This is a genomic window from Verrucomicrobia bacterium S94 (assembly GCA_004299845.1).
In the GTDB taxonomy this organism is placed as follows: Bacteria; Verrucomicrobiota; Kiritimatiellia; order Kiritimatiellales; family Pontiellaceae; genus Pontiella.
In genome coordinates, this window is sequence record CP036201.1 from 2,088,192 (window position 1) to 2,111,165 (window position 22,974).

The window sequence follows — 22,974 nt, forward strand, 5'->3', positions numbered from 1 at the left end:
CGTTTTCCGATATTCGGAACTATTTTCAATCGATCACACTGACTTCTGTGATCGTGACCGGTTCAACCGGAACGTTCTGATAAAAGCCGGAATTTCCGGTTTTCACGCCTTTAATCTCATTCACAACATCCATACCGTCGACCACTTTACCGAATACGCAGTAGCCCCAGCCATCCTGTCCAGGATAGTTAAGAAATGCGTTGTCGTTGACATTGATAAAGAACTGCGCACTTGCACTGTGCGGGTCGGACGTACGGGCCATAGCAATGGTGCCGATATCATTTTTCAGCCCGTTATCGGCTTCATTTTCAACTGTATTGGGGGCGGCTTTCTGATTCATGTTTTCATCGAAGCCGCCACCCTGAATCATGAATCCATCCATAACACGATGGAATATAGTGCCGTTGTAGTGTCCGGACTCCACGTAGGCCAGAAAATTGGCCACCGTTTTAGGGGCTTTTTCAGCGTTAAGCTCAAGTTTGATATCGCCTTTGGAGGTTTTCATTAAAATCATAACAGTATCATTATTCCTTTCTTCCACTTCTGATTTTTTTGTAGAGGACGGAGCAGAGATTCCACTTGCTGTTTCAACCGGTCTGATCTCTTCCGCCGCAATTGTTTTACCGGCTGTTTCAGCCCGCTTTCCGGCAGGATCAACACTCACCGTTCGGCAGCCGAACATCAGTCCGGTGACAGAGATCAACAGCATTAAACGTTTCATTATCCACTCCTGATTAAGTTTACAGCAATGCGACGAAAAATATTGGTATGCCCGGGGGTTGTCGATAAAGTTTCCGCTCGTTTTTGGAAACCTCTATGCCTACCCGAAAGAAGAAAACTCAACGAATCATCCGTACTCTGCGGCGCACGGCCCGTCACCCGCTGGAGGCGGCCGGCTATACTTTTTTAAGCTGGGTCATCCCGTTCCTGCCGCGCAGATCAATCGTCGCGCTGTCCCGGTGCGCCGGACGAATGGCCCTATTACTGCCGATCCGGGAACGGCATATAGGGTTGAAAAATCTCGACGCCGTTTTCGGCGATTCCAAAACCGCTTCGGAAAAAAAAGAAATTCTACGCACCTCCATTGCCACATTCACGCAAACCATGTTCGATGTATTCTGGTTTTCGAAAAATCCCGAACACCGTATTCATCAGTATGTGAGCTTCAAAGCATCTCCTTTGGTGGATATTTTCTTTGAAGACAGAGCCTCCATCTGCATTACAGCCCATATGGGAAGCTGGGAGGTTCTCGGCCAGGCAACCGCCCTGCACGGCGCAAATCTGGCAAGTATCGCCGCAACGGTTAAGAACGAAATCGTTAACCGCATTCTGATTAAACAGCGTCAGAAAACCGGGCAGACCATTATTCCACAAAAGGGCGCACTGAAAACCCTCATTGCCCGGCTCCGGAAAAGGGGTAAGACCGCTTTTGTGCTGGATCAGCATACCAACCCGAAAGACGGCGGCATTCCGGTCGATTTTCTCGGTCTGCCGATGTCTGTTTCCCCGGCACCGGCCGCTCTGGCCTATCGCACCGGAACGCCCATTTTTTTCGGCTTCAGCATCCCTGAACCCGGCGGAAAATACCGGATTGAAATTACCGACATACTGGAACCTCCGCCCTTTGAAAAAGAGGCGGACACCGACCGCATTGTGCAGAAACTGACACAGGAAATTGAAGACCGGATTTCCGCACAGATCCTCAAATATCCTCAATTCTGGCTCTGGTCGTATAAACACTGGCGGAAACAAGCGGACGGCACCTATCCGCCGAACTATCCGGACTATTAAAAAACGTCGACTCGACCCGGCCGAATCCGTATGGTCTTGCGCAACTTTCAAGTGGATAGAATTCATGTCGGATGTCAACCGGATCAAAGAGCGGATTAATTTCTGCATCAAAGGAGAACTCTGGGAACAGATCCCGAAGTTTTTCGAAGAACTGCATCCCGCCGACATCGCCGAAATCATCAACCACGCTCCGTCCAGCAGCTACAAAAAGCTGTTCGAAATGCTTGATGATGACATTAAACCGGACGTACTGGCTGAACTTGATGACCAGACCGGATCGGACATTCTTGAAGAACTGACCGACGAAGAGATCTCCGACATTGTCGAAGAAATGGCGCCGGACGATGCGGCCGACGTACTGGGCGAACTCAAGGACGAGCAGCGCGAGGATATTCTCGGCCTCATGGAAAACGAGGAGTCCGATGAAGTCCGAGAACTCCTTCAATACGACGAGGAAACCGCCGGCGGTATTATGACCCCCGATTTCGTGGCAGTGCGGGCTGACATGACCGCCGCAGAGGCCACCGATTTCATCGGTTCACTGGACCTTGACGAACCGGTCTATTATGCTTACGTCGTTGATTCCGAAGGCCGGCTGACCGGCTGGATTCAGCTCTGGGAACTGCTCAAACACGGCAACCGCAGCCAGAGGCTGGCGGACCTGGCGGAATCCGAAACCATTTCCGTTTATACCGATACCGACCAGGAAGAGGTTGCCCGTCTTGCATCCAAATACGACCTCAGCGCCCTCCCTGTACTCGACTGGCAGAACAAACTTGTCGGCCGAATTACCATGGATGACATCATGGACGTCATTGAAGATGAGGCCTCGGAGGACATCTTCAAACTCGCAGGTTCCAGCGAATCCGAACTGGAATACACCTCCCCGCTGCATGCGTCTAAAAGCCGCCTTCCCTGGTTGCTGATCACGCTGGCCACCGGCTTTTTCAGCGTACTTCTGCTCAACAGCTATCACGCCTACCTTTCGTTTTCCCATACTGTAATTCTCGGCGCATTTGTTCCCGTAATTCTGGCCATGGGCGGCAACACCGGAATCCAGTCATCCACTCTGGTTATCCGGGGTATTGCGCTGGGTACCGCCCACACTAAAAACATTCCGAAAATTCTGCTCCATGAAATCACCGCCGGCGCCATTATGGGGGCGATCTGCGGTATCGTATTCGGCCTGTACGCCCTGTTCGTCATCGGACGGGAAGAGACCGCCTTCGGGCCGACCTACCTGGCCCTCACCGTGGGAAGCGCGCTTTTTTCAGCCATGGCATTTGCCGCGGTTTTCGGCGCAGTGGTTCCGGTTATCCTGAACCGGATGAGAATCGACCCTGCCGTTGCTTCCGGTCCCTTTGTAACTTCTTCAAACGATATTCTCGCTTTGCTGATTTATTATGGAGTGACCTTCCTGATGATCAGCCTGAGGAGCTGAAAGATCACCATGATTATTCGGGCCACAGCAATTCCGCTCGCGATTTACCCCTATTCCAGCACATCTCATATTGTCCATTGGCTGACCCGCTACCATGGAAAGATTTCAACACTGCTGAAAGGAGCGCTCCGCCTGAACAGCCGGTTTCTCGGTGAATATGAACTCTTCAGCACGTCCGAGCTGCTCTACTTCGCCAAATCCGGCAGCACCCTTTTCACGGCCAAAGAGTGCGCACTGCTTGAACGCAGAGGCACTTTCCGGACCAACTGGCGCGCCATGCAGTCGGCCTCCTACCTCGCAGCTCTGTTCAACAGCACCACGCCCGAAAACGCCCCCCACCCGGAACTGTTCGCCCTTTTCGAAGAACTGCTCGATCTCGCAGAAACCCATGGTCATCACCCGCATTTCATCCCTTGGGCCGAACTGAAATTCTGCGATGCCCACGGCCATGCCCCGAACTTTTCAAACTGCCTCCTCTGCTCCTCCACAGAATCCCTGAAATTCTGTGCATCTCAGGGCGGCACAGTCTGCTCCAGCTGTTCCAGAGAACAGAAACTGCCAACAGTTGAAAGTCCTCCCGATGTGCTTGCCGCCCTGCGTTCCTGGCAGCAGGCGGCTCATCCATCGACCGCAACCGCATCGGCTTTAAACGCGCAGCAACGTACAAACATAACCACGATTATCAGCACCTTTATGCTTTATCAGTTCAACATGAAGTCTGAATATCGCCAGAGCCTTATGGAGACCGTTAATGTTTAAAACACCCTTGCATGTGGGCGCACCGAATATCGGGGATCGTGAAGCCTTTTTTGAACTGGCCAATGCCATGTTTGACAAACGCTGGCTGACCAATAACGGCGAAACTGTTCAGGCCTTTGAGCGCCAGCTGGAACAATATACCGGCGCGAACCATGTTATCTGCACCTGTAACGGAACCCGGGCAATTGAAGTTGCGGCGAAAGCACTGGAACTGACCGGAGAGGTGATCATGCCGGCGAGCACATTCATTGCCTCTGCCCATGCACTGAGCTGGGTGGGCCTGAAACCGGTCTTTTGCGATATCGATGATTCCTTCTGCATTGATCCGGACCATGTCGAAGCACTGATCACCGAAAACACCACGGCCATCCTGGGCGTGCACCTTTATGGCCGGATCTGCAATAATGATGCCCTGCAGTACATTGCTGATAAATACAACCTGAAACTGTTCTACGATGCCGCCCACGCCTTCGGATGCTCCCGAAACGGAATCATGGCCGGCAACTTCGGTGAATGCGAAATTTTCAGCTTCCATGCCACAAAATATTTCAACACCTTCGAGGGTGGAGCTATTGCAACCAACGACCCCGAACTGGCAGAACGTATCCGACTCATCATTAATTTCGGATTTGCCGATACGGATACCGTCGTTACGCTGGGTACCAATGCCAAAATGAATGAAGTCTGCGCCGCCATGGGAATGGTTAATTTACAAATGATCGACAGCCTCAAAGAGACCGGCCGGCGGAACTACGAAGCCTACAAAAACCACATAGACCTGATCGACGGACTGGACCTTCTGACCTTCCCCGAAGAAGAGGCCAATAACTGGCAGTACATTGTGGTTATGGTGCAGGAAAACTATCCGCTGACCCGTGACGAACTCATCCAGAAACTGGAAGCCCACAACGTACTGGCCCGGCGCTATTTCTGGCCCGGATGTCATCATATGGCCCCCTATTCCGGATCTGCGGAAATCGGAAACGATCCCCTGATAAATACCGAAAAACTCAATACCGGAGTAATCTGCCTCCCCACCGGAACGGCGGTTACCACGGAATCCATTGATGCTGTTGCCGGATTGCTGAAAACCGCCTCTGAACCGGCAACCCGCTGAACAGGAAATTACATGGACATCCGATACAGACGCCCTTTATGCTCTGTAATTTATTATGACTGAACAGACACCCAAAGTGAGCATTGCCATCCCACTGTACAACTGCGAATCACACATTCGGGAAACCATTGATTCTGTACTGTCCCAGACGTTCAGCAACTTTCAGCTGACGGTTCTTGATGATCACTCCACCGACCGCTCGGCGGAAATTGTAAAATCCATCAACGATCCGCGTATCCGCTACGAACGCAACCCGACCAATCTGGGCTTCTTCGGCAACTGGAACCGCTGTCTGGACGTAATGACCGGCACCTACTGTAAACTGCTGCCGCATGACGATACCCTCGAACCGACCTGTCTGGAAAAGCAGGTTGCTGTACTGGATGCGTTTCCGGAAGTTACTCTGGTACACAATGCACGCAAAATTATTGATCCGTCCGGGAAGGTTCTGACCACCCGACGATTAAACGAAAAAACAGGCATAAAAGATTCTAAAGCCAGCCTGAAAGCCATTGTACGCTCCGGAACCAACCCGATCGGGGAGCCGGCGGCGGTGATGTTCCGGCGCGCAACCAAAGAACAGATCCGTGGTTTTTCCGACGTCGATATGTATTCAATCGACATTGAATACTGGACCCGCCTGCTGGAAAAAGGACAGCGCTACTATATCGATGAAGTACTCAGCTCATTCCGCGTCTGGCCCGACTCCGCCTCCGTCAAACTGTTCGGTACCCAGTCCCGCTCCATGAAGGCCTTCTACCGGCGGCTGGAAAAACAGTTTCCCGAATCCATACACCCCGCCGATGTGCGGATAGGCGCGTTGAAAAGCAGATTTCTTGAGCTCGCACGTGGAGGCTTCTACCTGATGATGAAGCTTAAAAACTAACAACGCCGTGATTGCATCGCAAACCGCGAAACACCATTATGTCTATATGAATGCCGATTCTGAAACGTCAAGAGTCTCCATCATTGTTCCCTTTCTGAATGAACAGGAGAACCTCCCTTTGCTGTATAAGCGCTGCCTGCAGGTTTTCCGGAGATTGGAAGAAACGCCTGAATTTATCTTTATTGACGACGGCAGCACCGATGGAAGTCTCTCCTGGGTTCTGGAAACGGCAGAAAACGATTCAAACGTAAAATACATCCAGTTATCGCGCAATTTCGGTCACCAGCGAGCCATCACCTCCGGAATGAATCTCTGCACCGGCGATGCGGCGGTTATTATCGATGCAGACCTGCAGGATCCCCCCGAAGTGATCGTCGAGCTTATAAAAAAATGGAAAGAGGGTTTCGATGTAGTACACGCCGTCCGCTCCGAACGGAAAGGAGAAACCGGACTCAAAAAATTCCTGGCCCACTGCTTCTATCGTATCATGACCCATATCACCGAAGTGGAAATGACAGTCGATGCCGGCGATTTCCGGCTGCTCAGCCGCAAAGCACTCGATGCCCTCAACTCAATGCCCGAACAGCACCGCTATATGCGCGGCCTCGCCTCCTGGATCGGATTTTCCCAAACCTCGGTTGAATATGTCCGCGACGCCCGCCACGCCGGCGTCACCAAATATCCCCTCATCAAATCGATCGGACTGGCGCTGAACGCCATCACCTCATTCAGTGGAACCCCTCTTCGCTTTATCTTTTATCTAGGCGGACTCCTCTGCACCCTTTCCGTCGGCATCGGAATCTATCTCTTTATTGTCTGGAATCTGGCGGACCGCTCCCCGAATCATGCAGGAACCACCTATCTGACGCTGGCCATTTTCTTCGTCTCCGGCCTGCAGATGTTCTGCATGGGCATTCTCGGTCAATACCTCCGCCGCGTCTTCGACGAAATCAAAGACCGTCCGCTTTACCTGATTAAACAAACTAATCTGGAGATTCCGGAATAATGAAGATCATTGCCATCATTCCTGCCCGGGGCGGGTCAAAAGGTATTCCACGAAAGAACATCTACCCATTCAATGGAAAGCCGTTAATCTCCTGGACGATAAATGCAGCACTTCAATCCTCATATATCAATGCGGTGGTCGTTTCAACCGATAATGCGGAAATTGCCCGGGTTGCCAAAGACTGCGGCGCGGAAGTGGTTATACGCCCGAATGAAATCAGTTCCGATATTGCCTCTTCAGAGGATGCCCTGATCCACACATTAGAAAATCTGAACGAAAAACCGGACCTTACCGTATTCCTTCAGTGCACCTCTCCCCTGACCCGAAGCGAAGATATTGACTGCTGTATCAAGAAACTGATTGATCTTGATGCCGACAGTGCTTTTACCGCCACGGAGTCGCATCGCTTTCTTTGGAGAAAAACCGACCATGCCGAAGGAATCAACCACAATAGCAGGGAACGCCTGCGCCGTCAGGATATGGAACCGGAATTTGCAGAAAACGGTGCTGTTTATGTAATGAAAACGGACGGATTTCTAAAGTCCCGGCACCGCTTTTTCGGGAAAACCGTAATCGCTGAAATGCCCTCTACACGCAGCTGGGAAATCGACACCCCGGACGATCTCGTGGTCGCGGAGGCACTTTCCCGCTTGGCACAACCAAAAAATCCACTTCCGGAAAGAGTGGATGCTGTGGTCTTCGATTTTGACGGTGTTCTGACAGACAATACGGTATTTGTGAGCGAAGACGGCCGAGAAAGCGTCCGGTGCAACCGGGGCGATGGCTGGGGTATTGCCCGCTTGCGTGATGCAGGAATTCGTATGGCCGTGATGTCAACTGAAGAAAATCCGGTGGTTCGCTCCCGTTGTGAAAAACTGAAACTCGAATGCTTCCACCGGCTCGGCAACAATAAGATTGACCGCTTCACCGCGTGGTGCCAGGAAAACGGGCTGGATCCGGAGCACACAATCTATGTCGGAAATGATGCAAATGACATTGAATGCCTCACAGCTGCCGGTACCGGCGCAGTACCTCAGGATGCCCACCCTTCCGCTATTCAGGTAGCGGATCTGGTACTGAATAACAAAGGCGGACATGGCGCTGTACGCGAACTCTGCGACATGATTCTGACACAAATAAAGGAATAACCATGAACCCTCCGAAAGTAATCGCCGAAATCGGATGCAATCATAAAGGCGAAATAGATATTGCACACGAACTGATCATGACAGCCGCCATGTTCTGCAAAGCCGACGTGGTAAAATTCCAGAAACGCTGTCCGAAGGAGCTGCTCACCGAAGAGCAATATAATGCCCCCATCCCAACCCCATGCATGCCTACGGCGACACCTATGGCGCACACCGTGAATTTCTTGAGTTCGATCTCGATCAGCATCGGCAGCTGCAGAAGTGGTGCAAGGAATTCGGCATCGAATACAGCACCTCCGTCTGGGACACCACTTCCGCAAAAGAAATTACTGAACTGCAGCCCAAACTTATAAAAATCCCGTCAGCCTGTAACCTGCACTGGGAAATGCTGGGCTATCTCTGCGAACACTATAACGGAGAAATTCACCTCTCCTTCGGGATGACAACTCATGCAGAAGAAGAGCTGGTGATTCAATTCTTTGAATCCAAAGAACGCGCCAGAGATCTTGTCATCTATAGTTGCACCTCCGGTTACCCCGTGGCGTTTGAAGACATTTGTCTGCTCGAAATCAAACGCTTGAAAGAAAAATTTAAGGACCGGGTCAAAGCAATCGGTTTTTCCGGCCATCACCTTGGTATCGCGGCGGACGTAGCCGCTATGGTGATTGGAGCAGAATGGATTGAACGTCATTTTACCCTCGACCGCACTTGGAAAGGAACGGATCATTCCGCATCGCTCGAACCAGACGGCATGCGTAAACTTGCTCGCGACCTCCGCAATGTCCATAAAGCACTGACTTACAAACAAACAGAAGTACTCCCTGTGGAACTGATCCAGCGCGACAAACTCAAATTCAGAAACGAGAATCTATGAACAACTGTTGCCCCATTTGCGCCTCCAAGAATCTTGATTTCTGCTTTACTCACGAAAAATGGAAGGTCCCCTGTCTGAAGTGCGGTGATTGCTCACATGTTTTCGCATCCGAGCATATTGAAGAGACGGAAGACAGCTTCACGACAAACCAACAAAGAGCTGACTTCTATCTTCACTACATAAAGTCACTTTGTCCTGCGGTCATGATGGACATAGGAACCCCCGCAGACTTCTATATTCTCAAATCCGCCAAAAGTGTGCTTCCCGAAATCTGTTTATATGCTTTGGACTTATATGAGAAAGAACATCCGCCTTATGTCACACTGCTCAACAACTTCCCCGAGACACCGGTTGATTTAACTACTGCATTCCATGTTCTAGAGCATGTTCCAGACCCGAAACCCTTCATTCACTCTTTGATCAGTTCATCACAACACTTCATTATTGAGGTTCCTGATTGTTCCTCCATTGAGAAAATGCGCCGCTCCAGCACAAAACCGCACACTCATTTTTTCTCTGCGGACAGCCTTACGCGGTTGTTAAGTTCCTTTTCCTCTAATGTGCAAGTTGCTGTTAGATACGGAGCAGGCATCCCGCTCAAAATGTCGAGCATCATGGCATATTCTCTTCCGAACGATCTTACGATTCCTGCTGACTCAAGAAGTATTTCCAATTTCCTACCGAGGCTCCTCCTCAGTCAATACCTACTTCACCCATTAAAGAAATCATAGCCGGACTTTATTCGCAGAGCCTCACAATCCCTATGACACCCTTTCTCGACAAAGCATTGAACCGCGCATACTGGCTGAAACAACGAGTGAGCTATTCGCTCTTTCCTGACCACATAAATCAGGATGTACCCGCTCTCGTTTCGACGGACAAAGAGGCTACAGGAAAACGGATCGGCCATGTGGCGATGTATACCGATGGAAATGCGGGAGACACTCTGCTTCCTCGCACGGTTCGCGACGCTGTTGATCTTGAAACACCGAACCACTGGACTGGTATTCATGCACACCGAACAGTGAACAAAACCCTTCTGAAAAATATCAATGACCAGGACGGACTCCTGATCGGAGGCGGCGGACTGTTCCTGCGGGATACCAACCCCAACAACCTGAGCGGATGGCAATGGAGCTGCAGTCTGGAGGCCCTGAAACGGATCGAAATCCCTATTGCTTTATTTGCCGTAGGATATAATCGTTTCCGAAATCAGCCGGATTTCAGACCCGTTTTTCAAAAACACCTTGAACAGCTTACCCGAAAAAGTGTGTTCATCGGCCTTCGCAATTCCGGCAGCATCCGTGCTGTAAAATCCTATCTCCCGGAAGAGCTTCATCATAAGGTCCGTTATCAACCCTGTCCGACAACACTGTGCCGGATGCTTTATCCCGGATTATGCGGCGATGCGGAAAGAAAAAAGGGGAAACCGCAGGTTGTTCTAAACTGTGCTTTCGATCGGATCCAACTTCGACTGGGAAAAAAAGCGGATATCATTCTAAACGAACTGGCTCAGGTCGCCAAAGAGCTCTCCAATGATTGCCGCATTGCTTACTATGCCCATGCTCGCAGTGATCACCAAATGCTACCTTACCTGAACAAAGCAGGAGTCACTTATGATATGGTGGATCTGTTCCACATACACCCTCGCGAAGTAGTGAAAGCGTATGCAAAACCCGCACTGGTTATCGGCATGCGCGGTCATGCACAGATGATCCCCTTCGGATGTGGAACCCCGATTCTATCTCTTGTGTCACATGATAAGATTCGTTGGTTTCTGGACGACATCAAACGGAAGGAGTGGGGAGTGGAAATGACCACCCCCGATTTCAAAGAACATCTTATTTCATCGGCAAGACGAATGTTGAAAAACAACCCATCCATTCGGAAAAGCATTCATCAGATTCAAAACAATCTGCTGGAAATAACGCGCCGGAATGCATTGGATTTTCTGTCCGAATTAAAATAACCGCACCAGCGTATCCTCCAGAACTTCACCGGAATTACGATTATACGCATAGTAGGACATATCAACATCAGAAGCTTTCCACTCCAGGATCCCAGACAGATCCTGTGGTCTGGTCAGACTTACCGCCGCCCCATCAGAGTCCAGATTGAGCACATAGGCCTTATCATCCACCCAGCGAATAATCCCGACCGGTCGTTTTAAGATCAGCGCATTAATCAATGCCGTAGAAAAATATCCCGCGATATGACTGCATTCCAGAATCGCTTCATTAATATTTTTCTCTGTTGGATACAGTATAAGTTCAGATGAATTAAAATGCTCAATATACCACTGCCGATCCTCCCGCGGATGCGGCTTAACGGCAACCGGAACCGGCGATGCATCGATGATCTCCCTGAAATGTTTCTCTTTGGCTGCAAGCCCACCTTCTAACACGTAATCTTCAAACAGCGGTTGAGATACAATCAGCAAACGTTCTTCAGGATCAAATGAATCCATTGCATAAGCTTCTTCAAACTGGGCGGCCCCCATAGGAATAAGCTGTTCCGGAGAATAGCCTTCTTTTTCAACAAAAAACCGCTGATCCCGCTCTCCGATGATACAAGCCAAATCCGCTCTCGTTTCATGACGATGATTATAATAGTAATTATTCGGATTAATCAACAGACGCAGCTGAAACGGAATCGACCGGAAAAACGGCAGATATCCAATCTGAAATAAAGTGGCATCATAAAGCAGAAACGTACGAACAACCTTGATCATTTCCTTACAAATACGACGGAAGCGATTGCCGGTTGCGACAGATTCAAGTTCGGCAATGATTCCGTGCTGAATATGCAACGACGGAATTCCCAAATAGCGAGCCGCATGCAACAAAGCACGATCCTGAACCCAGCCTTTATCAAAAACCACGACAGCATCTGCCCTCATCTTTTTCAGGGCGGTAACAAATGAACATGTTCCCAGCGACTTAAGATCTATGGTTTCAATCTTTCTTCCGGACAGATCCGGACAGTCGTCCCATCCGTACACCGCCTGTTCCGTATGGAAGAAAATAATGTCATATCGCCCCGCCAGCGGCTCAAAAAGCGGTAGCGCAAAATGCCCGAAATACCGCCAGGACGGAAAAAAAACGACCAGCCGCTTACTCATGCACACTCCTTTCCGAATCCCGAAATATGGCAACCGAAACCACACAAAGAGAGAGAAGAGAAAGAAATCCAAGGCTGACAAGCAGAGCATCGGGACTCTTTAAAAACGCGAAGCTGACAATAACGTATCCCAGTGCAGCCACAGGAATAACCGACGCAATTGTAAAACGATACTGAGCAAGAGCATATCGCATAACACTACTCAAAAGGGCTACCGGAACCATGACCCATGACAGAACGCGCAACCAACGAACCAGATCTACAGAAGGCACTTCAATACCAAATAAAACCTGCGGCAGCCAACGGGCCAGAACCGTAAACAGTAATGCAGTTGCACTCGAACTTACCAAAGAAGCCAGCAGCGTTTTTTTCAGTAATTTCTGCTGTTTTGCTGAGCCTCGTCCTTCCGCAACAACTTTAGGAAACATGGCTCCGACCAGAGATTGCGGAATAAAAAGTATCAGTCGCGCCAACGTCGCAGCATAGGCAAAATCGCCAGCACACTCAGGGAAAAGATTTTTCACCATCACAACATCACCCGTCATCAAAACGGAATATCCCAACATAATAAAAAAACTGCCAAACAGATACTGCCTTATGGAAGGTAAGGGCTCCTCCGTTGGCACCTGCTTCTTCAAACACCAGACCAGAACCAGCCCCCATAAATAATCGTGGCATAAAACCCCAATCCATGTCCCAGCAATCCCCATCCGGCAAATGGAGAAACAGCTATTACGAAAAAGACACCTATTAAGAGACGAATCCCCGCCCCGATAACCATTCCCCAACACCATCCATCAAAGTGCTGTAATCCCAGCAAAGCACCATTCACAACAGGCCGGCAGAACAACCCCGTCAAAATAATCCCGAAAATAAAAACCGGAGCCTTACGCTCCAAATGCATAAAACCGGCAATCGGGCCCGAAAATAAAAAGCAGAGAGAAGAACACAGGAGCCCCACAGCCACCAAACGCCATCCCCAGTATATCAGTAGCCGGGAAACATCACCGGGTCGGTTCGCTTTAATCAGTAAATTTGAATACCGACTGATCGTCGTTGAAAAAACGCCCAATGGAAACGTAAGAATATTCAGTATTCCCAGTAATGAAACGAGTAAGGCGAATTCATCATGCTGCAACTGACGCCCCATAAACATCTGAAACAGAAGATTAAACACATGCGCTATCGCCATGCCCGCAAACAGGATGGAACTGTCTTTAAGAAGAGCGTCCGTATTGAAAAACCTGATCAACAGATTAATCATTCAGTACCAATCCTTTTTCGAATCACAATACAGACTACCCCGCCCACAAATGACAAAATAAACACCCCCGACGAAAACACCATTTCAGAAGCGCCACTCACACATCGGAATTCAACCGTGTGCTTTCCTTCAGGAACAGCCACTCCCATGCAAAGGTAGTCCACGCGCAGCAGCTCGGCCGGTTTTCCATCCACCTCAACACGCCATCCCGGCTGAAAACGCTGGGCAAAACGAAGGATGGACGGTTTATCTGTTTCCAGTTCCACTACTGCGGCCTTTTTGGAAACCTCGGCCTTCAGTGCCTGAAAACGACTGCCATTCAGCTTCGCTTCCGGAAGACCGGCTCCGGAATCCACCAGAACTGTCGTTTGTGGATTATGAGACTCTGAAACAAGCAGACTGCACTGATTCTCCAGCGGAACAACCTGCCAGTTCGAATAGAGGGCAAAACGCGGAACAGCATTTTTAAATTCCAGCAACACCTCCGGTCGCATACCTTTTGCCGTTGGAATCTGATAATTCAGCACCGGTGTAAACTGTTCGCCCAGCGCCGGATTATTTTTAAACTGCTGAAGAACAGTCTGCGGTGCGGCCACATATTTCACGGCCGAAAGTTCCCATACGCGAATCTGGTTTCGACCGACGGTTCCAAGAAATTCCTTATATTCGGAGGGCATGCGCGGCATCTGCCAGATGTTAAACAGATTCAGGCCGTGAAAAGGTCCGTCAGAGGCCAGCCACTGATTATAGATCCCGCTTTGATCCATAAAAAAGGTTCGTTCATTCCCCTGATTTTCTTTTATGAACCGGACGATGTCGTTGCCCTTTTTGATCCGGGCTATGTTATCCGCCTTGAAATAATGGGAGGACAGCATCACGCTGTCCAGCGCCAGCACAGCAATCAGAACCGAGCCCCCCACCGCGCATATTTCCAGCCTTTCCAATAAGCAAAGACCAATCCGGCAAGGAACAGACTCAGCAGTGCCGCATGGAACCAGGCACTGGATATATTTTTCACAATAATTTCTGAAAATTCTTTCAGTCCGATTGCAGTCAGATCGGCCTCGTATGAGCCTGGAAAAACAAGCGCCTTTAATCCGGCCAACAGCATCAAACCGGCACACCCCGCCGCTGCAATGCATAAACGGCGTACGGCTTTCGATTTTTTTGGGCCGGACAACAGCTGATCCAGTCCGTAAGCAGCCAAAACCGCCAGACAGATTTCTACATTATCGAGCAGCTTGATCGGTGCACGGATATTACTGACCATCGGCAGCTGATAAAACAGTTTATAAAATATGCTGTATTTGCCGAAAGACAACAGCAGCCCAATGAGCCCGGCAATTCCCCAGAAAAGCGCTGCACCGCCATCCTGTTCCCGGCGCTTTCCGAAAGCAGCCCAAAGACCGTAGAAAGCCAGTATTACCGGAATAATACCCAGGTAAATGCTGTCGAGTTTGAAGTTTGCAAACCCCTGCTTCTGCGTCTCCCATTCAGCGGATTGTCCGATTTTACCCCAATAGGGTCCTTCCGGATTCCCGCTGCTCCATCCCCCCCAGCCCGGCGCAATCAGATCCGGCCACTCACCCGGAACCATGCTCCATTGCGTGATAAAATTCCATTTTTCAGCACCCCCACCCTGAACAGAAGCAGCACCGGCAATATTGTTTTTATAGGATTTCAGCAGTGTCGAACCGGAAAGCAGCAGCGCAATGACAGCAATCGGCAAAAGCAAACCTCCCCAGCGAACAACTGATTTCAAATGCATCTGCAGCAGACGGAAAAGCGCATAGGGCCCGATAAACAAACCGGCCAGCAATGCCACATCCTGCTGTTCAATCATCATGATCCCGACCGCGAGTCCCGCCAGCATGGAAAATCCAATCGATTTCCGAAGCAATTCCGCACGAACTGATTTTTCAATCAGGCAGAGACTGAGCACTGAAAATGCAAGCACTTCCATTTTATAGGCATGACCGCCGGAAGCCAGCGTGAGCGAATTAAACCAGAATGCAATCAGGGCACCCGCAATTGATGCCGCCCAGCTGCGCCCCCATATCCTCAGAAACCAAACCATAGAAAGGGATCCGCCCAAAAGCACAAGCCCGTAAAATGTGTTGGCAAACATCGTAAGCGGCATAATCGCCAGCAGTATATTAAACAGGGTAAAGCCATAACCACTGCTCCCTAATACCTGATTGGCTGTAAACTGTCCGGTCAGCAACTCCGGCAGCATTGTTTTCTTTGCCGCCAGCCGCCCGATATTAAGATCCGATGCGGAAAAGACATGATCAGGAGCAAAAACACAACGGAAGGTGATCGCGGCCAGGACAATAAAAAAGAGGAGGCAGAATAAATATTTCGTACGATCTTTTTTCATTTTCCAACATCCTAACAATTTAACGCTCTTTTAACTCGCCATATCGAAGCCAGCATCTGCAGCCCCATCACAAAAAATCTGGTTGGGTTTCCTGGAACGTGGTGCCACTTAATCGGAAACTCACGAATACGATAACCGGCCCGCTTTGTTCTGCATAACAGATCAATATCGAAAGCCCAGCCCGGCTCAACGGCCTCCGGCAGGATGTTCTGAATCACTTCCGCTTTGAACAACTTGGCCCCGCACTGGCTGTCACGAACCGGCACCCCGAATAAACCCTGTACAAAGATCTTATTCAGTATCCGCGAAGCCGCCCGGCGCATCCATGACTGCCGTGGATAAACCTGAGCACCTTCAATCCAGCGAGAACCGATAATGCACCCATAATCCTCTATGTTTTCAAACATCTTAAAAAAGGATTCCGGCGGAGTCGCTCCATCAGCATCAACAAAGCCGATCAAACTTCCGCGGGCCTGCTTCATTCCAAGCTCAACCGCCCCGCCCTTCCCTGTTTTTCCAGGCTCATTCAGCACTTTAATCTGCGACCATTCCTGCGCAATTTTTTCTGCGACCCCGACCGTATCGTCGGAACAGTGATTGGCCACCACAATAATTTCCATTTCGTTACCAAACTTTTCCGCAAAATACGCTGAATACTCCCGCAACGTTTTCGGCAGCCGGAACTCTTCGTTATACGCCGGAATTACAATCGACAGCTTCATGGTGCCGCCTCATAAAGTTTAAGCGTCGTATGCGCCTGACCGAAGTCCGGAAATTCATCGAGGAGTTGATAACGCATTTCCACAAGGTTGAAGAACGCTTTCCGCTCAGCCTCGCCGACTTCGGCAATGGCCGGCGATTCGATCGACAGCCCATAGCCGCTGAAAGCCGCGACGGGAGCGGAGGAAGTTTCCAGCAAATGCAAGAGGAGATCACGATTAAGCAGGTGCAGTTTTTCCGCCTGCTCGGTCGGCATATCGGGATAGTAGGAAAACGGGCCCATTTCCATGCCGTGCGGCACGGAGCGTCCGGCCTCGATGGCCAGATAGGTGTCCTGTGTCAGCAGCACAGATTCCTCCGGAGAGTGCCGTTTAACGATTTCCGCCGCATCACGCAGCAGTTCGAGGTCGCTCTTTTCCTTAAACTTCCACCAGATGCGGTCGCGTCCTCGAACAAACCATTCCTGATTGATGGGAGAAGAAAAGGCGGTGGCGATCGACGCCAGCAGCAAAAACGAGAGCGAAGGAACAACCCATCGAGGTTCAATTCTTGGAAGAACCGTCAGTACTGCAGCGGCGGCAAGAATGGGATAGGCAATCGCCTGATAATCGTCATATGGAAACGCCGCCAGCCCGTGCACCAGCGAAATACCGATCCCGCAGCTCCACAGCAGCACCGCAGTCGGCTCCAGTTTCTTTTCCAATGGTTGGAAAACCAGCACCGCCAGTGTCAGCAATGTAAAAATGAGGTAAGCCTGCACAAAACGGGAGATAAAACCAACCTTCAGCGTCAGGATTGTACCGATCCCGCCGGGATCGCGGCCGGTGTGGTAGCCGAGCAGCCCGAAATGCGCCTGCTCCGGTGATTGAAAAAACAGCGGCGCATAAACCGCCAGCAGCATCACGCCCCCGCCGATGCCGAACCACAGCCAGTCAAGTTTGCGCTCTTTCTGAAAAATCAGCCAGATTCCGGTGATCGGCAGCACAATGCCGGCAGAAAGCCGCGTCCCCGCCGCCAGCGAAAGCAGTGCCCCGCCGAAGATCAACGCCATCCTGTTCCGAAAGGATAGCAGATAAAATCCCGCCATCAGGAAAAAGACGGTCAATCCGTAGGTTTTGACCACCGTCGTAAAATAGCTCTGGTAAACATTGCAGGCAATCAGCAGAAAAACCGCAATCCACGCCACCCCGCGTTTTTCCGAGATCCTGAATGCCAGCAATCCCGCAAAACCGGCAGCCGAAAGACCGAACATCATGGTAATCAGACGACCACCGACAACGCCGGATTTCTCGATAACCGGAAAAAGTGCGCCATAAACCTTCGGCAGTACCGGCCCCTGCGTGAAGGCAAAGTCGGCATATGGCCGCTGCCCTTCGAACACCATTTTAGCGGCGTAAAGATACCATCCTTCGTCCTGATTCAGGTTTCCGTGTATCAGATTCATACAGGAAAGCAGCAGTGCCAGCAGCACCGAAAGACCTCCAAGGATTGGAACCGCTTTTCCCATCAATCAGCCCTTAAATACAAACTTCTTGCGCATAGTGAAGTTGATTACCATAGCACAGGTGAACACAAAAAAGTAAGCCCATGTAACCTGCCAGTTATACTGTGCAATGAGGTAACGGCTCAGCAACGTGAAAAAGACAAAGGAGGCCGTGGATAACGCATAAAACAGGGCTACTTCTTTGAATTTCTGATGCCGCCCATCATTAAAAACAAAAATAACATTGGTAATATAGGCCACAGTATTGGAGGAAAGAAAGGCCACGATTTTATTAAGAACAAAATGCCTCAGCAGGGTCTCCTCCGGTACTACGCGGATGTGGCCGCCAACCCAACCGATGACCATTCCGAAAGGATCACCTTCCCGCAGACTCGGCAGAACAATCCAGGCCATAAGATAAAACACCAGCACATCCACCACAAACGTAACACCCCCGAAAAAGAGATATTTAATGAACTGGATACCGGTTTTTTCCTTATTGCGAAGGAAAGCATTCAAGCTGGTTAAAGAATCCGTCATAGATAAAAAGCGGCAGACATAGTACGCAAAGCAAACCGGGATAAGCGAGTGTTTTATCCCCCTGCGTACTGTTAATTTCCGGGAAAAACATCGAAAAAAATGAACGGTCCCGCACGGCCATGCAAACTTGACCTTAAAGCGGATTACTTTATCTTATGGGTTCATTTTGTAAATGAGAGGTATGCTTTGAGTTCTGAAAAGTTTTTCCGCAAGTCCGACTGGATTGCCTGCTGGGTAACCTTTGCCATTTCACTGATCGTTTACACGCTGACCCTTCAGCCGACCTTGGGCCTGGAGGACTCAGGCGAGCTGATTGTCGCCTCCGACTTTCTCGGCGTACCCCACCCGCCCGGCTATCCGATCTGGACACTGCTGACCTGGTTCTTTCAGTGGATCTTTCATGCTGTCACATTCCATGGCCAGCCCAATCCGGCCTGGGCCGTCAACTGGTTTTCTGCCGTTTCCGGTGCTGCGGCCTGCGGAATGATCGCCCTGCTGATCAGCCGGTCCGGCATGGACCTTCTGCGCAGTCTGCATAAGGAATCCCGTATTCTCGGCGAAAAAACAGAGCGTCACTTCTGCCTGGTGGCCGGTATTTCCGGCGGTCTGCTGCTCGCCTTCGGTCAGGGCATGTGGTCACAGGCTGTCATTGCCGAGGTTTACACCCTGAACATCTTTTTCCAGTCTCTGGTTCTTATTTTCCTCTATCGCTGGTTCCGGGAACCGGGCAGTACGAAATGGCTTATTCTCTGCGCCTTTGTCTTCGGCCTCGGCATCACCAACCACCAAACCCTGCTCTTCATGGGTCTGGCTATGGCGGTTGCGGTAGTGTTCAACGAACTTGAAATCTTCGCCCCGAAACATCTCGGTTTCACACTGGGGGCTCTGGCAGCACTCGTGCTCTCCCTGATCGGGGTCTATTTCGGCAACCTGTTCCTTCAGATTATCGGCATTGCCGGCTGCATAATCTGCTGTCTGCTGATTCGCGAAAAATTTCTGGTACGCGACTTCATCGTAACGGGTTCCATGTACATTCTTCTGGTCGGTTTCAATAAAATGGCCGCCGGAAATCCCGAACTGGCCGATTACATGTGGGTGGCCGGCCCCGATAAAGCCGGTTTCTGGATCTGGACGATCTATGCGCTGGCCGTGCCGCTTCTGGCCACATTTATCCTTCCCAAGGGGAAAATCGTGGGCCCGACCTTTCTCGTTTTATTCATCGGCCTCGGCTTCTATTTCTATATGGCCTTCTCTTCCGACCAGAATCCGCCGATCAACTGGGGCTATCCCCGTACCTGGCAGGGATTCATGCACGCCATCACCCGTGGACAGTATGAACGGGTCAAGCTGGCCCACGTCTTCACGCCGCGCTTCCTTGAACAGATCGGCACCTATTTCGGCGACCTACGCTCCCAGTTTATGTGGCCGATTGCCATTCTCGCGATCATTCCGCTCGGCTTTATCTGGAAAACAGGCAAGCGGAATATCTGCTGGTTTGTAACCACCATAGTTGCATTCATTTCCGTAGGCCTGGTGTTCATGATTCTACAGAACCCCAAAACCGACATCCAGAGCCTCTTCATCGGCCGAGTACAGTACATTCAGTCACACGCCATCTTCGTCATCTGGCTGGGCTACGGCATCCTTTTTCTCATGGCCTCGCTTGAAGCGCTGGTAAAAAACAACCCCTACACAAAAATTGCCGGCGTTGCCCTGGTTCTCCTGCTCCCACTCGCCCTTATTCATAAAAACTACTTTAATGAACGTCAGCTCAAAGTCGTCGGCGGTGCCGAACAGAACGGCCACGACTTCGGCTGGCAGTTCGGCAACTGGCAGCTCCGCGGCGTCGAAGGCATTAAAGACGACATGAAATACTGGTATGGCGAAGACACCGAAGAATTCAAAAAGCAATGGGCCGCCTACCCGAACAAAAACTATCCCGAACCGATGGGCCCCAACGCCATCTTCTTCGGAGGGACCGACCCCGGACGATTTGTTCCTACCTATATGATCTACTCCGCCAAAGTCCGCCCGGACGTCTACCTCATCACCCAGAACGCCCTGGCCGACAATACCTACATGAACGTCATGCGCGATCTGTACGGGGATCAGATCTGGATTCCTTCGCCCGTCGACTCCAACCGCGCTTTTCAGATGTATGTACAGGGTGTCAGAAACGGCACCATTAATGCCGGAGCCGACGTAACAACCGAAGGCGGAAAGGTTCAGGTGCAAGGCGTTGCCGGTGTGATGCAGATCAACGGCTTCCTGAGTAAAATGATCTTCGACCACAATCAATATATCACCGAACCCAAAACCGATGAGAAAACCCGTCCCGTTGGTGCGGCCGTGGTTTACGAAGATCCCGTAATTGATCCGCAGACCGGCCTGCCGCCCCTGCGCTCATTCTACGTCGAAGAAAGCTACGTCCTGCCCTGGATGTATCCCTACCTCACACCGCACGGCCTGATCATGAAGATCAACAACAAACCCACGCCATTGACGGCTGAAATCATCAAAAATGACACCGATTTCTGGAACTGGTACTGTGAACGTCTGCTGAACGACCAAAAATTCATTCGCGATATCGTCGCCCGCAAATCGTTCTCCAAACTCCGCAGTGCCATCGCCGGCCTCTACGCCGCTCGCGGAAAACCCAAAGAAGCCGAAGCCGCATTCCGCCAGGCGGTTGATCTCTATGACCTCAGCCCGGAAGCCAACTTCCGCCTCGCCGACCTGATCTCCAAACAGGGCCGTTACGACGAAGCCATCAAAATTTTCGAGATTTTCCTGGAGAAAGATCCGAAAAACGACAAGGCAGAAGCCTTCCTGGACAATCTGAAAAACATGAAAAAAATGGGTGCACGCCGTGCTGAACTTGAAGCCGGTCTGAAGAGCGGAAAAACCACTTTCCCGGGAATGATGGAACTCGTTCAGATTTATTACGCCATGAACAACTCCCGAGCCGGCGAGGCCCTGGCCCGTAACATGCTCAATTCCTCCGAACTTCCGCCCGAAGGGATGATGTCGATCGCCCAGTTCATGGCCCAGAAACGCAATCTCGACATTGTGGAACTGGCCCTCAAAAAATATACCGCCGCACGGCCGAAGGACAGCCAGGGCTGGATCAATCTTGCCGGACTGCAGCTGGCCCTGAATAAACGCAGTGAAATGTGGCCGTCCCTGCGTAAAGCGGTCGAAGCAGGCGGCGAACCGGCCCGCAATGCACTCCGCAAAGACAAACGTTTCGATACGGTTCGGAATACAACCGAATTCAAAAAAATCGTACCGCCCCTACAAACCGCAAATCCGCTGGGTCTGGCCCCCATTCCCGGCCTCTAATGAACATACTGGTTTATGACGACACCCCCGGCTTCGGCGGCCATCAGATTATGGCCGCCCGGGGAATTGAGGCTCTCGCCGAAACACCGGGACTGCACGTCACCCTGATGTATAACCCCGAAAACCGAAAATTTATCCGGAACCTGAAACATTTTGAACATCTCACGGTTCTGGAAGCCGACGCCCCCCGCATTCCGACCCTGAAACCGGATCGCATGCTCGTTATTCAGGGCGATATCACCCAGTCTATCTCCGGATTATGTGCGGCACGCCGCGCCGGCATTGAATGTATAAGCTATATCGCCATCCCTCATCGCCTTGCTGAAATGGGGGCGAAAATGGGCAGACTGCGGGATATTAAAAACCGGCCGCTTTTTCAGAAACCCGATCGTTTTATCACCATCTCTGAAAGTATGGCCGCACTGCTGCGCGAACGCGGTGCCCACCAGCCTGTAACCGTCGTTCCTAACGGCATCCCCCCCCGCCCATTCCGAAACTGTCCGTTGAGGAAAAACCGTTTACGATCGGGGTCATCGGCCGCATAGAATTTAAACAGAAACAGCAGGATTTCTTTGTACGCACCCTCCGTAAACATGCCGGCCTGTTTGCTGACTGCCGGACTCATCTCATAGGCAGCGGTCCGGATGAACAGAAACTCCGGAAACTGATCCGGGGCGATAGCTCCTTCACCTTCCTGCCCTGGCAGCAGGATATGGAAGAGGAGTATGAAAAACTCGATATGGTCGTGATTCCCTCGCGTTACGAAGGTGTTCCACTCGTCATGCTCGAGGCACTCGCCCGCGGCATTCCGGTTATCGGAAGCCGCCGTGACGGCATGCAGGATATTCTTCCGTCAGACTGGACATTCACCCCCGAAGATTCTGCCTCACTGGCCACCACCTTTTCAAATGTTCGAAAAACCTGGAAACAGAAAATCGAACAGATCCAGAACCGTATCCTGGAAGAGCATTCTCTGGAACGCTTCAGAACCGGATTCGTAAAAGCCGTAACACAGCAGTAAAAAATTCCACTTTGATTTTCATCGCTATTACCGACAACAATATAATCGGGACTTTTTTTTGCAGCACAACCACAATCCCCCA

The 22,974-nt window shown here is 50.8% G+C and carries 21 protein-coding genes and 1 pseudogene; 13 read left to right on the top strand and 9 right to left on the bottom strand.

Annotated elements, in window-relative coordinates; genetic code table 11:
- Positions 1–25: 25 nt before the first annotated feature.
- Positions 26–514, bottom strand: a complete 489-nt coding sequence (locus EGM51_08835) for a peptidyl-prolyl cis-trans isomerase (GenBank protein ID QBG49283.1) — start codon at positions 512–514, stop codon at positions 26–28.
- A gap of 302 nt (positions 515–816) precedes the next feature.
- Here EGM51_08835 and EGM51_08840 point away from each other — a divergent pair, with 302 nt between their 5' ends.
- The 10 genes and pseudogenes from EGM51_08840 (at position 817) to EGM51_08885 (ending at position 10,991) form a co-directional block, all read left to right on the top strand.
- Positions 817–1,791 carry a hypothetical protein gene (locus EGM51_08840; protein ID QBG47490.1) on the top strand — a complete coding sequence of 325 codons (975 nt, stop codon included), beginning with the start codon at positions 817–819 and terminating at the stop codon, positions 1,789–1,791.
- Between the two features lie 64 nt (positions 1,792–1,855).
- Entirely contained in the window at positions 1,856–3,232 is a 1,377-nt protein-coding gene (gene mgtE, locus EGM51_08845) for a magnesium transporter (protein QBG47491.1), read from the top strand.
- A 9-nt stretch (positions 3,233–3,241) separates the two neighbouring features.
- Positions 3,242–3,991, top strand: coding sequence for a DNA repair protein RecO (gene recO, locus EGM51_08850; protein ID QBG47492.1), 750 nt, complete (start codon positions 3,242–3,244; stop codon positions 3,989–3,991).
- A complete protein-coding gene (locus EGM51_08855) occupies positions 3,984–5,108 on the top strand; it encodes a dTDP-4-dehydro-6-deoxyglucose aminotransferase (GenBank protein QBG47493.1) in 1,125 nt (374 codons plus the stop codon). The genes recO and EGM51_08855 overlap by 8 nt, the downstream gene beginning before the upstream one ends.
- Positions 5,109–5,163: 55 nt before the next feature.
- A complete protein-coding gene (locus EGM51_08860; GenBank protein QBG47494.1) occupies positions 5,164–5,994 on the top strand; it encodes a glycosyltransferase in 831 nt (276 codons plus the stop codon).
- 46 nt (positions 5,995–6,040) lie between these two features.
- A complete protein-coding gene (locus EGM51_08865; protein QBG47495.1) occupies positions 6,041–7,000 on the top strand; it encodes a glycosyltransferase in 960 nt (319 codons plus the stop codon).
- Complete coding sequence (locus EGM51_08870; GenBank protein QBG47496.1) at positions 7,000–8,148, top strand: acylneuraminate cytidylyltransferase; 1,149 nt, start codon at positions 7,000–7,002, stop codon at positions 8,146–8,148. The genes EGM51_08865 and EGM51_08870 overlap by 1 nt, the downstream gene beginning before the upstream one ends.
- 2 nt (positions 8,149–8,150) lie before the next feature.
- Positions 8,151–9,022: pseudogene (locus tag EGM51_08875) on the top strand (N-acetylneuraminate synthase).
- Positions 9,019–9,753 carry a hypothetical protein gene (locus EGM51_08880; GenBank protein ID QBG47497.1) on the top strand — a complete coding sequence of 245 codons (735 nt, stop codon included), beginning with the start codon at positions 9,019–9,021 and terminating at the stop codon, positions 9,751–9,753. Before EGM51_08875 ends, EGM51_08880 begins: the two are co-directional and overlap by 4 nt.
- A gap of 32 nt (positions 9,754–9,785) precedes the next feature.
- Positions 9,786–10,991, top strand: coding sequence for a polysaccharide pyruvyl transferase family protein (locus tag EGM51_08885; protein ID QBG47498.1), 1,206 nt, complete (start codon positions 9,786–9,788; stop codon positions 10,989–10,991).
- On the opposite strand, the gene EGM51_08890 is transcribed toward EGM51_08885, so the two are convergent.
- The 8 genes from EGM51_08890 to EGM51_08925 are packed head-to-tail and all read right to left on the bottom strand — an operon-like array spanning position 10,983 to position 18,529.
- Complete coding sequence (locus EGM51_08890; protein QBG47499.1) at positions 10,983–12,143, bottom strand: hypothetical protein; 1,161 nt, start codon at positions 12,141–12,143, stop codon at positions 10,983–10,985. The two genes, EGM51_08885 and EGM51_08890, sit on opposite strands and share 9 nt — an antisense overlap.
- Positions 12,136–12,780, bottom strand: a complete 645-nt coding sequence (locus EGM51_08895; GenBank protein QBG47500.1) for a hypothetical protein — start codon at positions 12,778–12,780, stop codon at positions 12,136–12,138. Before EGM51_08895 ends, EGM51_08890 begins: the two co-directional genes overlap by 8 nt.
- The gene (locus EGM51_08900) at positions 12,777–13,406 is read right to left on the bottom strand and encodes a hypothetical protein (GenBank protein QBG47501.1); all 630 of its coding nucleotides are present in this window, start codon (positions 13,404–13,406) and stop codon (positions 12,777–12,779) included. The genes EGM51_08895 and EGM51_08900 overlap by 4 nt, the downstream gene beginning before the upstream one ends.
- Positions 13,403–14,326 (bottom strand): hypothetical protein, encoded by a 924-nt coding sequence (locus EGM51_08905; GenBank protein ID QBG47502.1) that lies wholly within the window; start codon positions 14,324–14,326, stop codon positions 13,403–13,405. Before EGM51_08905 ends, EGM51_08900 begins: the two co-directional genes overlap by 4 nt.
- Entirely contained in the window at positions 14,308–15,786 is a 1,479-nt protein-coding gene (locus tag EGM51_08910) for a hypothetical protein (protein ID QBG47503.1), read from the bottom strand. The genes EGM51_08905 and EGM51_08910 overlap by 19 nt, the downstream gene beginning before the upstream one ends.
- 11 nt (positions 15,787–15,797) lie before the next feature.
- Positions 15,798–16,508 carry a glycosyltransferase family 2 protein gene (locus EGM51_08915; protein ID QBG47504.1) on the bottom strand — a complete coding sequence of 237 codons (711 nt, stop codon included), beginning with the start codon at positions 16,506–16,508 and terminating at the stop codon, positions 15,798–15,800.
- On the bottom strand, positions 16,505–18,013 hold the full coding sequence (locus EGM51_08920) for a hypothetical protein (GenBank protein QBG47505.1): 1,509 nt from the start codon (positions 18,011–18,013) through the stop codon (positions 16,505–16,507). The genes EGM51_08915 and EGM51_08920 overlap by 4 nt, the downstream gene beginning before the upstream one ends.
- 3 nt (positions 18,014–18,016) lie before the next feature.
- A complete protein-coding gene (locus EGM51_08925; GenBank protein ID QBG47506.1) occupies positions 18,017–18,529 on the bottom strand; it encodes a GtrA family protein in 513 nt (170 codons plus the stop codon).
- 99 nt (positions 18,530–18,628) lie between these two features.
- Here EGM51_08925 and EGM51_08930 point away from each other — a divergent pair, with 99 nt between their 5' ends.
- Genes EGM51_08930 through EGM51_08940 form a run of 3 tightly spaced genes read left to right on the top strand, consistent with a single transcriptional unit; the run spans position 18,629 to position 22,892 of the window.
- Complete coding sequence (locus tag EGM51_08930) at positions 18,629–21,871, top strand: DUF2723 domain-containing protein (protein ID QBG47507.1); 3,243 nt, start codon at positions 18,629–18,631, stop codon at positions 21,869–21,871.
- Positions 21,871–22,416 (top strand): hypothetical protein, encoded by a 546-nt coding sequence (locus tag EGM51_08935; GenBank protein QBG47508.1) that lies wholly within the window; start codon positions 21,871–21,873, stop codon positions 22,414–22,416. Before EGM51_08930 ends, EGM51_08935 begins: the two co-directional genes overlap by 1 nt.
- A complete protein-coding gene (locus EGM51_08940; protein ID QBG47509.1) occupies positions 22,359–22,892 on the top strand; it encodes a glycosyltransferase in 534 nt (177 codons plus the stop codon). Before EGM51_08935 ends, EGM51_08940 begins: the two co-directional genes overlap by 58 nt.
- Positions 22,893–22,974 lie beyond the last annotated feature (82 nt).